The organism is Pseudomonas sp. Pmew2, from assembly GCF_058129885.1.
The window spans coordinates 5,115,695-5,128,814 of sequence record NZ_CM176702.1 but is presented as its reverse complement, the minus strand read 5'-3'; the positions used below and the strand labels follow the sequence as shown (position 1 = coordinate 5,128,814).

Sequence of the window (13,120 nt, the reverse complement as noted above, 5' to 3'; positions counted from 1 at the left end):
CGGGTTACGCGTCCTTCTGTTTGGTGCCGAAAATCTTGTCACCGGCATCGCCCAAGCCCGGAATGATGTAACCGTGTTCGTTCAAACGCTCGTCGATGGAGGCGGTGTAGATCATTACATCCGGGTGTGCCTTCTCTACGGCCGCGATGCCTTCAGGTGCCGCGACCAGAACCATCGCGCGGATTTCCTTGCAGCCAGCCTTCTTCAGCAGGTCAATGGTGGCGACCATCGAGCTGCCGGTGGCCAGCATCGGGTCGATGATCATTGCCAGGCGCTCGTCGATTTCCGGCACCAGCTTTTCCAGATAGGTATGCGCCTGCAGGGTTTCTTCGTTGCGGGCCACGCCGACCGCGCTGACCTTGGCACCCGGAATCAGGCTGAGGACGCCGTCGAGCATGCCGATACCGGCGCGCAGGATCGGCACGACAGTGATTTTCTTGCCCGCGATTTTCTCGACTGAAACCGTACCGGCCCAGCCCTGAATGTCGTAGTTTTCCAGGGTCAGGTCGGCGGTGGCTTCGTAGGTCAGCAGTGCGCCGACTTCCTGAGCCAGCTCACGAAAATTCTTGGTGCTGATGTCGGCACGGCGCATAAGGCCGAGTTTGTGGCGGATCAGTGGGTGACGGATCTCACGAATAGGCATGGGGAAAGGCTCCAGCGGGGCAAAAATCGGTCTAGGTTAATCTATTCAGCTGTTACTGTCTTAAAGCACGTGCAGTATCGTTACGGAGCTTCGACGTTCGCGGCTTTTGCAAGACACTCGCAACGTTAGTCCAGAATCACTTGCTCTGGCTTGAACGGATGCGTACCTTTGCCCGCTTTTCTCAAACTGCCTTACCTGGAGAGCGTCATGTCCGCTGATCTCGAGCATATCCGTCAAATCATGCGCGAAGCCGACTGCCTGTACACCGAGGCCGAAGTGGATGCTGCCATTGCCCGCGTCGGCGCGCAGATCAATGCCGAACTGGCCGAACGCAACCCGGTTGTGTTCTGCGTGATGAATGGCGGCCTGATTTTCTCTGGCAAGCTGCTGACTCATCTGAATTTCCCGCTGGAAGCGTCCTACCTGCACGCAACACGCTATCGCAACGAAACCACTGGCGGCGATCTGTTCTGGAAAGCCAAACCCGAAGTCTCGTTCATCGACCGTGACGTGCTGATCATCGACGACATCCTCGATGAAGGCCACACCCTGGGCGCCATCATCGACTTCTGCAAACACGCCGGTGCCCGTGCTGTGCACACTGCCGTGCTGATCGATAAAGACCACGACCGCAAGGCCCGCCCGGACCTGAAGGCCGACTACGTAGGCCTGCCATGCATCGACCGTTACATCTTCGGTTTCGGTATGGACTACAAAGGCTACTGGCGTAATGCTGCCGGCATCTATGCCGTCAAAGGGATGTAAGGCATTCTGACGACCGCTTCTGCGAACAGGGGCGGTCGTCGATTCGCAATTATCTGGAAACCCTCAATGAAGCTACTGATTCCCGGCGCCGTGGCGTTGGTGCTGTTGTCTGGTCTGGCAGTTGCCGCACCTGCTGCGCCGGTTTCGGCCAGCCCCATGCACGATCAATACCTGCCGCCTGACGACCTGAGCCTGCGCGAAGGTGTGCCCGAGCAGCAACAGTTGATGCGTGTCACCGAGTACACCATCGTTGCCGGTAACCAGCGGCAATCCAGCCAGCAGCCGATTCCGGTTACTTCCCCTCTGTCGTTGCGCCTCAAGGGCAAGTCGCTGAACAAGGGCGCGTCCATTTCACAGGTGCTTGTGCACTTTGATGGCGGCGACAGCAAAAGCCTGAAAAAACCGACCTACGACGAGCCAACCAGCACCCTGACGCTTTATTACCCACTGGCCCAGTACCGCGTGCTGGTCGACTTGCTTCGCAACGAGAAGGTTTATTGCCAGTTCCTCAGTTACGCCAACGGGCATATCTGGGCCGATTTGCATACCACCTCTGCACGTGCGCGTTGAGCGCTGTGCTTGCCGAGGGGTAAACTGCCCGCCCGTGAAAGTGTCTGCGACCTGCTGGAGCCTGTAATGCGTAAAGATAAGAAGCAGCTGATTGGCGATGAGATCGGCGATGAGCAGATCAAACTGTTCCTCGACTTCGAGCCATATGATGCTACCTCGCCGTCGCTGCACAAACTGATCAAGGCCTACCGTGGGCTGCGCATCAACGATTTTGAGCGCTTTCTGGTTTTTTTCAGGGAAGCGGGCCACGACTTCGATGGCAAGGACGAGCACGGCAACGACTTCATTGCCCTGATCAAGGATCAGCGTAATGCCGATGAATACATCGAACTGATCGAAAAAGCCCGTAGTTGAAACCTGAATTTGGCTGAAACGCTTTTCAGGTGGGAGCGAACTTGTTCGCGAAGGCTTTATTTCGGACAATAAATCCTTTGTGAATGACGCGCCTCTTCGCGAGCAAGCTCGCTCCCACAGTAATATGTATTATCAGTTAATCAACCAACGTTTCAGCCCTATTTGCGCGCCTGATACGCCTTGCCGTAGTGCCGCTCCAGCCTGGACTGCAACAGCTCCAGGCCGATCGACATGATCCAGTACAGCACCGCTGCGGTGGTCAGCATTTCGATGTATCGATAGCTGGAGCGGCCATACGACTGGGCCAGAAACATCACCTCCCAGACGCCCATCACTGAAATCAGTGACGAATCCTTGAGCATGGAGATGAACTGGTTGGTGGTCGGCGGAATGATCGTGCGCATGGCCTGGGGCAGGGTGACGCGCCAGAATATCTGCGCCGGGCGCAATGCCAGGGCCAGTGCGGCTTCTCGCTGTCCGGCTGCGACGCCGATGATTCCAGCGCGAAAAATCTCGCTCAGGTAAGCCCCGTAGTTGAGCGACAACGCGATGACGCCCGCCGTGATGGCGCCGGGCACGATGCCCAGTTGCGGCAAGCCGAGATAGATCAGCAGAATCTGGATCAGCAGCGGCGTGCCGCGAAAGAACGACGCATAAAAGCTGGCGATGCCGAACGCCACGGCACTACTGGACAGCCTCGCCAACGCGGTGACAAAACCCAGCAGCACTGAAACCACAATCGAACACAGCGACACAAAAAGCGTCAGCGCAGCGCCTTGCAGGAAACCGTTGGGAGCCAGGTGCAGGCCGATCAGGTTGGGCAGTTTGTCGAGGATGATCGCAAGCTTCAGGTCGAAACTCAGAAAGAAGCCGGCGAACAGCACAAACATGACCAGCCAGGTCAGGTACAGCCGCGTACGGAAACCGAAAACTCGCTTGAGCAGGCCTTGATCAGCCTGCTCGGGTGGGCGCTGGGGCTGGAAAGAAGTCATTTGCTGATATCAGCACCGATCCACTTTTGCGACAGCTTGCTCAGCGTGCCGTCTTTCTTGAGTTCGGCGAACACTTCGCGAACCTTGGCGTCCCATTCCGGGTCGTCCTTTTCGATGGCCACGGAGTTGGGTTCTTCGTACAGCGTTTCGCCCGCCAGCTTGAAGCGCTTGTCCTGGTCCAGACGCGGTTTTGCCGTCACCAGATTGGTCAGTATGGCGTCCAGCCGCTTGCCAGCGCCCAGCCCCAGGTCTTGAAACGCCACATTGTCGTTGTCGTACGGGGCAATCTGCACGTCGTCGAACGGGTACTGCAATGGCTTGTCTTCCGCGCCATCAATGACCAGATTCTTGTTCAGGTAGCTTTCGTAGCTCGAGGCGCTGGTCAGGCCGACTTTCTTGCCTTGGCCGAATGAATGCGATCATCCGAGGCATTGACCACAATCACCGCAGGCGATGCGTAATACTCGACCGGGAAGTTGAAGACTTCAGCGCGTGCCTTGCTCGGGGTCATCGAGCAGACGCAGATGTCGTAACGGCCACTCCAGTGACCTGCTGCGATAACATCCCAAGAGGGTGTTTCGAGGCGCAACTTGACGCCCAGTTTCTGCGCCACAGCCTTGGCGACATCCACGTCGAAACCGTCCAGTTCGTTCTTGTCATTCAGGAAAGAAAAGGGCGGGTAACTTTCCATGAGGACGTTGACCAGCTCTTTGTTTTTCTGCACGCGATCCAGCGTGGCACCGGCCAGGGCTTGAGTGGAGGCAGCCAGAGTGACCAGGCCAATGCCCAGCAGAGCGCGATAATTCACAGATATCCCCTGAAAAAAGTTTTTGTAGTTTGATTAAAGGGCCGTATTAAATACGTTATACAAGACTGACTCATAATGAGTTTTTTTCATATACATATAAGCAGATCACATATGACGCAAGGCACAACTGTAATTCTTGATGGCGGCATGGGCCGTGAACTGCAGCGCCGCGGTGCCCCGTTTCGCCAGCCTGAATGGTCGGCTCTGGCATTGAGCGAGGCACCTGAGGCCGTCAGTGCGGTACACGCCGCTTACATCGAAAGTGGTGCTCAGGTCATCACCAGTAACAGCTATGCCGTCGTGCCTTTCCATATTGGTGAAGAGCGCTTTGCCCGTGAAGGTCAGGCACTGGCAGCGCTGGCCGGGCGACTGGCGCGTGAAACGGCCGACGCTTCCGGCGGGCGTGCACAGGTGGCAGGTTCCATTCCGCCATTGTTCGGCTCCTATCGCCCTGACCTGTACAAGCCGGAGCTGGCCGCCGATGTCCTGAGGCCGCTGGTGGCCGGCTTGTCGCCGTATGTCGATCTGTGGCTGGCCGAGACGCAAAGCTGCATTCTTGAAGCGCAAACCATCCGCGCCGGGCTGCTCAATGACGGCAAACCGTTCTGGTTGTCGTTTACCCTTCAGGATGAAGACACCGATGAGGTGCCGCGGTTGCGTTCAGGCGAGTCCGTTGCCGACGCGGCAAAGGCTGCAGCCGGGATGGGCGTGGCGACGCTGCTGTTCAACTGCAGCCAGCCAGAGGTGATCGGCGGTGCAATCGATGCGGCGCGTGAGGTGTTCAAAGCCCTGAACGTCGACATTGCCATTGGTGCCTACGCCAACGCTTTCCCGCCGCAACCCAAGGACGCCAAGGCCAACGACGGTCTGGATGAGCTGCGCGAAGACCTTGACCCGCAGGGTTATCAACAGTGGGCGGCAGACTGGGTAACGCGCGGTGCCACGCACATCGGCGGCTGCTGCGGAATTGGTCCGGAGCACATCGCCGTATTGTCCAAAAGCCTCTGACTGACATTCGCAACAAAAAGCCCCGTGACTCGGCAGAGCCACGGGGCTTTTTGTTTATACAGCGTGTCAGATGCGCAGGGCTTTCATGACACCGCAATCAGCTCAGGCGAAACTCTGTTCCTGACTGCTTTTCTCGACCAGTTCCAGCGCCTCGTCATTCTGGGCGCTGACGCGGTTATACAACTGCGCGTCGGTTTCGAGGATCTTTTCCCGAGCCGGGAAAATCTCGTCGAGTTTGGCAGCCCACTCGGTGCGGGTTTTCTCCGGGAAGCAGCGTTCCAGCAGTTCCAGCATGATCGACACGGTGACAGAAGCCCCCGGCGAAGCACCCAGCAGGGCGGCCAGTGAGCCGTCCTTTGCGGACACCAGCTCGGTACCGAATTGCAGCACGCCGCCTTTTTTTGCATCTTTCTTGATGATCTGCACCCGCTGGCCGGCAATTTCGAGACGCCAGTCTTCGGCTTTCGCTTCCGGATAGAAGCGGCGCAGCGATTCCAGGCGTTGCTCCATCGATTGCATCACTTCGCTGACCAGGTACTTGGTCAGGTCCATGTTGTCACGGGCCACTGCCAGCATCGGTTTGATGTTGGCGACGCGTACCGATAACGGCAGGTCGAGAAACGAACCGTGCTTGAGGAACTTGGTGGTGAAGCCGGCATACGGTCCGAACAGCAGGGACTTCTTACCGTCGACTACGCGGGTGTCCAGGTGCGGCACCGACATGGGCGGCGAACCCACGGCTGCCTGGCTATAGACCTTGGCCTGATGGTGTTTGACCACTTCCGGGTTGTCGCAACGCAGCCACTGGCCGCTCACCGGGAAGCCACCAAAACCCTTGCTCTCTTCGATGCCCGACAGTTGCAGCAGCGGCAATGCTGCGCCACCTGCACCGAGGAATACGAATTTGGCATCTATCTCACGTGTGCCGCCACCATTCACGTCCTTGACGCTCACGGTCCAGCCTGCGCCATTGCGGGTCAGGTTGGTGACCCGGCTGCGGTACTTGATCTGCGTGCCCGGAGCGCTGGACAGATGGCTGAGCAGTTGATTGGTCAGTGCGCCAAAATTGACGTCGGTGCCGTTCATCATGCGTGTTGCGGCAATTCTTTCATCAGCAGGCCGCCCAGGCATCATCAGCGGCATCCACTCGGCCAGCTTTGCCTTGTCTTCGGTGTATTCCATCGACGAGAAGGCGTGATGCTTGCTCATGGCTTCAAAACGGGTCTTGAGGAACGAGATGCCGTTTTCGCCTTGCACAAAGCTCAGGTGCGGGACCGGATTGATGAAGGAACGGGCTGAACCGAAGGTGCCTTTGCGCGCCAGGTAAGCCCAGAACTGTTTCGAGACTTCGAACTGGGTGTTGATGTGCACCGCTTTCTTGATGTCGATGGAGCCATCAGCCGCAGGCGGCGTGTAGTTCAGCTCGCAAAGACCAGCGTGGCCGGTACCGGCGTTGTTCCACGGGTTGGAACTCTCCGCAGCACCGGAGTCCATCAGCTCAACGACTTCCAGCTTGAGGCCGGGGTCGAGCTCCTTGAGCAATACCGCCAGAGTGGCACTCATGATGCCCGCTCCGACCAGTACTACGTCGACTGCTTCGTTATGCGCCATTAACGCGTCTCCAAAATCTGCAGCACCAAATTGACGGCATACGATCCTGAGGCTGGTTGCCAGGTGTTCGGGGTCTGGATCAAAAGGGTGCCCTCGCTTTCCTGGCCAGGATCGCCTGACCGATTCTTCGCAATTTTCCGCATCTAAAGCGCAGGTCCCGGTCAGGCCCGGTCATGGTTCATCAATGTTTCATGAACGCATTTCCAGGCCCGCAAGGCCATTCGACCATCGTCAGGGAGCCCATCGCCCGATGGGCTCCTGTCGATGGCGTCAGGCTCCGGTCATGGAGGCGCAGTCGCGGTCAGTCCTGTTCAAGAGAGCCGGTTCAGAGGCTGATGGTGCATTTACAAACGCGTACCTATTCATTTGCTCGCCACACTCTTGTGAAGTAGTGAAACCCGTTTTTCACGTCCTTTTGGGAACGTGAACCAAACCTCAAAATGGCTGCGATGACAGCGCTGGCAGGTCAGGGGCACCAATAGTGAGGCGCTGGCGGGCGAGAAAGGTTCGATACGATTCGAGCATTCTTCACCTTTCTCGAGCACACTCGTGCGCACATGACCTGTGTGGGCGGCTCTCTGTGGGCAGTACGAAGGCGCTAATACGGCGATTAGCAATGCTGCGAGGCCCGATCAGGAGACGTCCTTATAATCGGGGGGAGATTATAGCGATGAAATGGCAGGAATTGATCGCTTTAAATGACTTTTATTCGCTGTCGGGTCAGGCGGTGAGCAACTTGCCGCGCGTTGAACGCGCGCTACGCTGCGCCACTCGGGCGCTGGCGGGCAGTGGCTGGTTCAGCCAGGCAAGTCGTTGCTCGTTCACTTCAACCCATTCGACGCCAGACGGTCGTTGCGCACAATGCTTGAATGCGCGGCAGATGCCCGTCTGATCAATGCGTGCGTAATGGCGATGCTGGTGGCGTGTGGTGAACAAAGACCGGAACAGATTCATGGCGCAGCTCCTGTGACGTGGGTGAGCGTCTGTGCGATGAGGGCGAGTCTGCCGACTGGATGTGACGCCCTGATTACATTGCGCTGCACGAATCATTGCCTGAGCTGCTGCCTGAACCCCGAGACGTGCCGAATGTCCGAGGCTTGACGGTCAGCGCCCTCTGGTTAGCGGCTGTTGCTGGCCGCTATACTGCGGCACATTCAGTGTCTGGCCCATGGAGAAATGAGCATGCTGCGTCGCATTTTGTTCGGTTTGCTTGCTGTAAGCAGTTTGACCCTGGTGGGCTGTGCCCACAGTCCGCAACAACTCAGCCCCACTCCCAAGCTCAACGCACAGCTTGCGGCCGTAGGACGTGGTCAGCCTGTAGTGGTGCGCGTAGTCGACGGCCGTCCTGGCCCGACGCTGGGCACGCGTGGCGGCATGTACCCGGAAACCAGCGCCATCAGCGTCAACGGTGCGGATATCGTTCCCAAGCTCCAGGCTCAGGCCGAGGCGGCAGTACGCCTGTTGGGCTTTACGCCGACTCAGGGTGGCAACGCTCCGCAGTTGACCGTGACCCTGGCAGACTTGAAGTACCAGTCGCCCAAAGAAGGTCTGTACGTGACTGAAGCCACCATCAGCTCGACATTCCGCGCTGACGTACGCAATAACGGTCGCAGCTACAGTGGGCGTTACGCAGCATCGCTGGATCAGCGTTTCGGCATGGCTCCGAATCAGGAAACCAACACCAAGCTGGTGAGTGACGTGTTGAGCGATGCACTGACCCGCGTCTTCCAGGACCCGACCATCGGTTCGACCCTGGCGCAGTAAGCTTCAGCGCTAGACAAAAAGCCCGGCCCTTGTTGAAGGGGCCGGGCTTTTTGCTTTATTCGGTATAGGCCGTGAGGCCGTTGTCAGGCTCAAGCTGCCTGCTGATAAAAATCCAGAAAACTGAAACCGGTGTTCTGATCCATATCCGGCAGGTCATGATGAACGTGCCCGCCCAGTGCACAATAGACCAGCCAGTGGCGGTCCTGAACGTTGAAGGCCAGACCGTCGATCAACTCCTGCTGTTCATCGCTCTGGGCGATGAGGTAAAGGCGATCCTGATTTTTTGCGTGCAGCATGACAAGCTCCAAAAAGAGGGAAGTCCGTTTCTCGAGGAGCCACACAATGAGGGTGTCACGTTACGCTTGGGTGACAGCAGCAGCGAATTGTCATGCAGGATGTTTCTGGGGCTGCATGAATATGCGGAGCACGGACCTGATACGTGCTCTCCCGTACACCTATCGTTCCTCACGCTCCAGCGTAGGAATGCCTTGGGTGACGCTCTGCGTCACGGCGCGCTGACGAGCGTCCAGAACGGCGTACCCACGCGGAGCATGGGCACGATAGACGTTCCGGTTCTTAAAGCGCCAACCCGGCCTTGACCCGATATTGGTTGCGTACCGGTATCGCGTACTGCTGAATCAGGTAAGGGCGATGCTCGGTCGGCACGCCTGCCAGGCGGCCTTCCCATTCATCTTTGGCGCGTTCGAGTTCGTCGGCCGCAAACACTGCGGACGCTGGCGGTACGTCGAGGCTCGGGTCGGCGTCGCTCCATTGCGCGTACGCCAGGTAATGCACCGGGAACAGACGATAGCCGCCGAGAATCTGCCGGTCCATTTCGATAGCCAGTTGCTTGGTGTCCTCGAAGTGCTCGGTGATCGGCGGCGCGAAGTTCACATGCACGCGACCTTTATAACCGGTGATGCCCAGTGCAATGCTCACGTCGTCTTCGCCCGGCGTCTTGGTGTATGAGCCGGTGGTCGCACGAATGTACAGCTCGCGCGCTTTGGCGCTGTCGCACGGATCGTACTCATAGCTGATCGAAACCGGGATCAGGTTCAGCGAACGAATCACGTCGCCAAACGGTTCATCCTTGCGGCTCATGTGAAACATCTTGAGGATCGCCGACTCGGTGCGGTCGTCACCATCCTTCGCGCGGCCTTCGGCCTGGGCGATCCAGATGGACTGGCAATCCTTGGTGATCGAGTGGTTGATATACGCCGACAGCAATTGGTAAGCCGCCATTTTCTCGCGCCGCCCGATAATCGAGCGGTGCACGATGAAGCTCTTGTTCAGGCGCATCAGATCGCTGACAAACGGCTTCTGCAGCAGGTTGTCGCCAATGGCAATGCGCGGAGTTGGCAGGCCTGCGTGGTACACGGCATAGTTGACGAACGCCGGGTCCATGACGATATCGCGGTGGTTGGCCAGAAACAGATAGGCACAACCGGACTTGAGCTGCTCGACGCCGGTATAGGTGACTCCGTCCGTAGCGCGCTCGATGGTGTGGTCGACGTAATATTCGACTTTGTCCTGCAGCGTGGCGACCGAGTCGATACCGGCAAACTCGCGACGCAGCTTGCGCGCCAAAGTCGGCTGCAGCAGCCAGCCGAATGCGCCCGCCAGGCGGGGAAAACGGAATCGGGTCAGAATTGCGAGAAAGGCTTTGTCGCTCAGCAGGCGTGCCAAGACGGCGGGGACTTCTGCATCGTTGTACGGTCGGATGGCATCAAATTCGCCCATCATGCTCTCTTGTTGGAATCGGATAGGGTAAAAAGAAGACGTACTTGTTAAAACAGCCTTCTGAAGAATGGGGCAATTATACGCATAACTGATCCCGGAGACCGTGATGCAGGAATTACAGAGTTACGACTGCCCTTATTGCGGCGAACCTGTCGAGGCCGTACTGGACCTGTCCGGTGGCGATCAACAGTACATTGAAGACTGTCCGGTCTGTTGCCGCCCGATCATTTTCGATCTGCAGACCGACGGCGAAGACTGGAACCTGGATGTTCGCAGCGAGAACGAGTGATGCAAAAGATCTACGAGCCCGAGAACCTCATGGAGGCCGAGTTGCTGCTGGCGATGCTCGCCAGCGAAGGCATCGAGGCGCATCTGGCCGGTCGCGACCTGCTCGGTGCGATGGGCGAGCTGCCGGGGCTGGGGCTTCTGGCGCTCAAGGTCGACGACGCACAGGTCGAACAGGCACGCGAGCTGATCACTGCGTACAATAGCGCTTCGCCCTTGTCTGGCGATGAGCCGGACGACTTTCCCGATGTACTGGTGTGCTGAGCACCTTCAATAGAGTCTGATTAGCCCCCATGTGTGGACGCTTCGCCCTGTTTCGCTGGACCCCTGCCTTTGCCGCCTTGCCCGGTTTTCCCGCCGACCAGCAGGCGCAATGGAATATTTCGCCAGCCGACTGGGTGTTGATCATGCGTGCCGCTGAAAACGAGGGCGGGATCGAGCTGGTGCGTGCGCGTTGGGGTTTGACCCCGGCCTGGCTCACCGATCTGTCGAAAACACCTGCCCATGCACGCGCCGAAACCGTGGCCGAGCAACCCATGTTTCGTGATGCCTTTACCCATCGCCGCTGCCTGCTGCCCGCCAACGGCTTTTACGAGTGGCGCGGCGCACTGCGCAAGCGTCCGTTCTGGCTGACGCCGGGGGAGGGCGCCGCGCTGTTTTTCGCCGCCATCTGGGAAGCCTATCCGGTGCAGGGGCATACGTACCTGAGCGTGGCGGTGGTCACGCAGGCGGCTGCGACTCAGCGTCGCCCGCTGATTCTGGATGCCAGCGGCCAGAAAGCCTGGCTGGCTGCCGACACACCGCTGCCGACCCTGCAAGCGTTGCTGGCAGCTCCGCAGACCGCATTGCGAGAGCGACCACTGGCCAATCTGGTCAACGATCCGAAGCTCAATGCACCTGAATGTCTGACGCCATTGAGTTAGACGGGCAGGGATAAGACCGATGAATCAGACAAATCCGATATCCGCCTTGAAGCGCATCTGATACAAACTGGACATACCTGCGGGAACCATCCACCTCTCTCAAAGACCAAGATGCCAGTTGGCCGGTATCTGGCGCAGAGATCTGCCCCGCAATGGCCGTTTCACAAACAAGGAGATTCACCATGCGTCAGTCATTTGCCCTCTGTGCCTTGAGCGCTGCGTTGCTGCTCGGCGGGTGTCAGGCAGTCAATACCACCAGTGGTGACTCGGTTGGTGTGGAGCGCAAGCAGTACATGTTCAGCATGCTCTCCACCGATGAAGTCAACAAAATGTACGCCCAGTCCTATCAGCAGACCGTCGGCGAAGCGACCAGCAAAGGTGTGCTGGATACCACCAGCGCCAACGCCAAACGTGTTCACGCAATCGCTGATCGGCTGATCGCCCAGGCCCCGAAACTGCGTCCTGATTCGGCTCAATGGCAGTGGGAAGTCAACCTGATCAAAAGTGACGAACTGAACGCCAACTGTGGTCCGGGCGGCAAGATCTTCGTTTACACCGGTCTGATCGACACCCTCAAGCTGAGCGACGATGAAATCGCTGCGGTCATGGGGCACGAGATCGCCCATGCCTTGCGTGAGCACGGGCGTGAGGCGATGTCCAAGGCTTACGGTGTGGCGATGGCCAAGCAGGGGGCGGGTGCCTTTCTGGGGCTTGGGCAAGACAGCCTGGCGTTGGCCGACACTGTGGTCAATTACAGCCTGACACTGCCCAATAGCCGCAGTAATGAAAACGAAGCCGACCTGATTGGCCTGGAGCTGGCTGCGCGTGCGGGTTACAACCCGAATGCGGCCATTACCCTGTGGCAGAAAATGACCCAGAACTCCGGGGGTTCGCAGCCAGAGTTCATGAGTACTCACCCGGCGTCGCAGAGTCGCATTGCTTCGCTGCAGGCCGCGATTCCCAAAGTGATGCCGCTGTATGAGGCAGCCCCCAAATCCTGATCGGCTGAAACACCCGTGGCGTTGCGTGTTTCGCAACGCCACGGGAATGCATCACACCCAGCCGCTGACCTGCATTGCCTTGTACACCGCCACCAGTGCCAGCACGAAAAACGCACAGGCAGCCAGGCGGCGAATCAGGGTCAATGGCAATTTCTCGGCGGCAAAATTGCCCGCCAGCACCACCGGCACGTTGGCCAGCAGCATGCCCACCGTGGTGCCGAGAATCACCAGCCACAGGTAGGAATACTGCGCTGCCAGCATGACTGTGGCGATCTGCGTCTTGTCACCGATTTCGGCGATGAAGAAGGTGATCAACGTAGTCATGAACGGGCCGAATTTACGTGCCGTGCTGGCTTCGTCATCGTCCATCTTGTCTGGAACCAGCGTCCACAGCGCCGTCGCCGTAAAGCTGGCCGCGAGGATCCAGTGCAGCACTGCGTCTGACAGGAAGCTGCTGAACCATGCACCTACAGCGCCTGCTGCCGCATGGTTGGCCAGCGTTGCGGCGACAATGCCCGCAATGATCGGCCAGGGTTTGCGAAAGCGTGCGGCGAGAATGAGTGCGAGCAATTGCGTCTTGTCACCGATTTCGGCGAGCGCAACCACAGCGGTAGGGATTAAGAATGATTCCAGCATCAGGTTTCCTAAGGGGCGGG

The 13,120-nt window shown here is 58.3% G+C and carries 16 protein-coding genes and 1 pseudogene; 9 read left to right on the top strand and 8 right to left on the bottom strand.

Features of this window, described 5'->3' with window-relative positions; genetic code table 11:
- Positions 1 to 4: 4 nt before the first annotated feature.
- The gene (gene upp / locus AC4ANK_RS23745) at positions 5 to 643 is read right to left on the bottom strand and encodes a uracil phosphoribosyltransferase (RefSeq protein ID WP_002552170.1); all 639 of its coding nucleotides are present in this window, start codon (positions 641 to 643) and stop codon (positions 5 to 7) included.
- Between the two features lie 207 nt (positions 644 to 850).
- Between upp and AC4ANK_RS23740 the strand changes: the two genes are divergently transcribed.
- The 3 genes from AC4ANK_RS23740 to AC4ANK_RS23730 all read left to right on the top strand — a co-directional run bounded on the left by AC4ANK_RS23740 (position 851) and on the right by AC4ANK_RS23730 (position 2,332).
- Positions 851 to 1,408 (top strand): hypoxanthine-guanine phosphoribosyltransferase, encoded by a 558-nt coding sequence (locus tag AC4ANK_RS23740; protein ID WP_002552171.1) that lies wholly within the window; start codon positions 851 to 853, stop codon positions 1,406 to 1,408.
- Positions 1,409 to 1,474: 66 nt separating this feature from the next.
- Positions 1,475 to 1,978 carry a hypothetical protein gene (locus tag AC4ANK_RS23735; RefSeq protein WP_002552172.1) on the top strand — a complete coding sequence of 168 codons (504 nt, stop codon included), beginning with the start codon at positions 1,475 to 1,477 and terminating at the stop codon, positions 1,976 to 1,978.
- Between the two features lie 66 nt (positions 1,979 to 2,044).
- Entirely contained in the window at positions 2,045 to 2,332 is a 288-nt protein-coding gene (locus tag AC4ANK_RS23730; RefSeq protein ID WP_002552173.1) for a PA4642 family protein, read from the top strand.
- Between the two features lie 158 nt (positions 2,333 to 2,490).
- Here the strand turns inward: AC4ANK_RS23730 and AC4ANK_RS23725 are convergent, their stop codons facing one another.
- Entirely contained in the window at positions 2,491 to 3,324 is an 834-nt protein-coding gene (locus tag AC4ANK_RS23725; protein ID WP_005746208.1) for an amino acid ABC transporter permease, read from the bottom strand.
- Positions 3,321 to 4,132 (bottom strand): annotated as a pseudogene (locus AC4ANK_RS23720) (transporter substrate-binding domain-containing protein). The gene AC4ANK_RS23725 and the pseudogene AC4ANK_RS23720 overlap by 4 nt, the downstream one beginning before the upstream one ends.
- A 111-nt stretch (positions 4,133 to 4,243) precedes the next feature.
- On the opposite strand from AC4ANK_RS23720, the gene AC4ANK_RS23715 reads away from it, so the two are divergent.
- On the top strand, positions 4,244 to 5,140 hold the full coding sequence (locus AC4ANK_RS23715; RefSeq protein WP_002552175.1) for a homocysteine S-methyltransferase family protein: 897 nt from the start codon (positions 4,244 to 4,246) through the stop codon (positions 5,138 to 5,140).
- 102 nt (positions 5,141 to 5,242) lie between these two features.
- Here the strand turns inward: AC4ANK_RS23715 and mqo are convergent, their stop codons facing one another.
- Positions 5,243 to 6,751, bottom strand: coding sequence for a malate dehydrogenase (quinone) (mqo, locus tag AC4ANK_RS23710; RefSeq protein ID WP_002552176.1), 1,509 nt, complete (start codon positions 6,749 to 6,751; stop codon positions 5,243 to 5,245).
- Between the two features lie 720 nt (positions 6,752 to 7,471).
- Positions 7,472 to 7,705, bottom strand: coding sequence for a hypothetical protein (locus AC4ANK_RS23705; protein WP_031597641.1), 234 nt, complete (start codon positions 7,703 to 7,705; stop codon positions 7,472 to 7,474).
- Between the two features lie 228 nt (positions 7,706 to 7,933).
- Between AC4ANK_RS23705 and AC4ANK_RS23700 the strand changes: the two genes are divergently transcribed.
- A complete protein-coding gene (locus AC4ANK_RS23700) occupies positions 7,934 to 8,515 on the top strand; it encodes a YajG family lipoprotein (RefSeq protein ID WP_002552178.1) in 582 nt (193 codons plus the stop codon).
- Positions 8,516 to 8,604: 89 nt separating this feature from the next.
- On the opposite strand, the gene AC4ANK_RS23695 is transcribed toward AC4ANK_RS23700, so the two are convergent.
- Entirely contained in the window at positions 8,605 to 8,811 is a 207-nt protein-coding gene (locus tag AC4ANK_RS23695) for a hypothetical protein (protein ID WP_002552179.1), read from the bottom strand.
- 280 nt (positions 8,812 to 9,091) lie between these two features.
- Entirely contained in the window at positions 9,092 to 10,255 is a 1,164-nt protein-coding gene (locus AC4ANK_RS23690) for a 1-acyl-sn-glycerol-3-phosphate acyltransferase (RefSeq protein ID WP_002552180.1), read from the bottom strand.
- 106 nt (positions 10,256 to 10,361) lie between these two features.
- Between AC4ANK_RS23690 and AC4ANK_RS23685 the strand changes: the two genes are divergently transcribed.
- From AC4ANK_RS23685 to AC4ANK_RS23670, 4 genes are all read left to right on the top strand, one after another.
- Positions 10,362 to 10,544, top strand: a complete 183-nt coding sequence (locus tag AC4ANK_RS23685) for a CPXCG motif-containing cysteine-rich protein (RefSeq protein WP_002552181.1) — start codon at positions 10,362 to 10,364, stop codon at positions 10,542 to 10,544.
- Complete coding sequence (locus tag AC4ANK_RS23680; protein ID WP_002552182.1) at positions 10,544 to 10,804, top strand: putative signal transducing protein; 261 nt, start codon at positions 10,544 to 10,546, stop codon at positions 10,802 to 10,804. Before AC4ANK_RS23685 ends, AC4ANK_RS23680 begins: the two co-directional genes overlap by 1 nt.
- 29 nt (positions 10,805 to 10,833) lie before the next feature.
- Positions 10,834 to 11,463 carry an SOS response-associated peptidase gene (locus AC4ANK_RS23675; protein WP_002552183.1) on the top strand — a complete coding sequence of 210 codons (630 nt, stop codon included), beginning with the start codon at positions 10,834 to 10,836 and terminating at the stop codon, positions 11,461 to 11,463.
- 182 nt (positions 11,464 to 11,645) lie between these two features.
- On the top strand, positions 11,646 to 12,464 hold the full coding sequence (locus AC4ANK_RS23670; protein ID WP_031597635.1) for a M48 family metallopeptidase: 819 nt from the start codon (positions 11,646 to 11,648) through the stop codon (positions 12,462 to 12,464).
- 51 nt (positions 12,465 to 12,515) lie between these two features.
- Here the strand turns inward: AC4ANK_RS23670 and AC4ANK_RS23665 are convergent, their stop codons facing one another.
- A complete protein-coding gene (locus AC4ANK_RS23665) occupies positions 12,516 to 13,100 on the bottom strand; it encodes a TMEM165/GDT1 family protein (protein WP_002552184.1) in 585 nt (194 codons plus the stop codon).
- Positions 13,101 to 13,120: the final 20 nt, after the last annotated feature.

Bases quoted from the DNA above. Each gene is read 5' to 3' on its own strand.
- upp (WP_002552170.1), bottom strand. From the start codon at position 643: ATGCCTATTCGTGAGATCCGTCACCCACTGATCCGCCACAAACTCGGC.
- AC4ANK_RS23740 (WP_002552171.1), top strand. From the start codon at position 851: ATGTCCGCTGATCTCGAGCATATCCGTCAAATCATGCGCGAAGCCGAC.
- AC4ANK_RS23735 (WP_002552172.1), top strand. From the start codon at position 1,475: ATGAAGCTACTGATTCCCGGCGCCGTGGCGTTGGTGCTGTTGTCTGGT.
- AC4ANK_RS23730 (WP_002552173.1), top strand. From the start codon at position 2,045: ATGCGTAAAGATAAGAAGCAGCTGATTGGCGATGAGATCGGCGATGAG.
- AC4ANK_RS23725 (WP_005746208.1), bottom strand. From the start codon at position 3,324: ATGACTTCTTTCCAGCCCCAGCGCCCACCCGAGCAGGCTGATCAAGGC.
- AC4ANK_RS23715 (WP_002552175.1), top strand. From the start codon at position 4,244: ATGACGCAAGGCACAACTGTAATTCTTGATGGCGGCATGGGCCGTGAA.
- mqo (WP_002552176.1), bottom strand. From the start codon at position 6,751: ATGGCGCATAACGAAGCAGTCGACGTAGTACTGGTCGGAGCGGGCATC.
- AC4ANK_RS23705 (WP_031597641.1), bottom strand. From the start codon at position 7,705: ATGAATCTGTTCCGGTCTTTGTTCACCACACGCCACCAGCATCGCCAT.
- AC4ANK_RS23700 (WP_002552178.1), top strand. From the start codon at position 7,934: ATGCTGCGTCGCATTTTGTTCGGTTTGCTTGCTGTAAGCAGTTTGACC.
- AC4ANK_RS23695 (WP_002552179.1), bottom strand. From the start codon at position 8,811: ATGCTGCACGCAAAAAATCAGGATCGCCTTTACCTCATCGCCCAGAGC.
- AC4ANK_RS23690 (WP_002552180.1), bottom strand. From the start codon at position 10,255: ATGGGCGAATTTGATGCCATCCGACCGTACAACGATGCAGAAGTCCCC.
- AC4ANK_RS23685 (WP_002552181.1), top strand. From the start codon at position 10,362: ATGCAGGAATTACAGAGTTACGACTGCCCTTATTGCGGCGAACCTGTC.
- AC4ANK_RS23680 (WP_002552182.1), top strand. From the start codon at position 10,544: ATGCAAAAGATCTACGAGCCCGAGAACCTCATGGAGGCCGAGTTGCTG.
- AC4ANK_RS23675 (WP_002552183.1), top strand. From the start codon at position 10,834: ATGTGTGGACGCTTCGCCCTGTTTCGCTGGACCCCTGCCTTTGCCGCC.
- AC4ANK_RS23670 (WP_031597635.1), top strand. From the start codon at position 11,646: ATGCGTCAGTCATTTGCCCTCTGTGCCTTGAGCGCTGCGTTGCTGCTC.
- AC4ANK_RS23665 (WP_002552184.1), bottom strand. From the start codon at position 13,100: ATGCTGGAATCATTCTTAATCCCTACCGCTGTGGTTGCGCTCGCCGAA.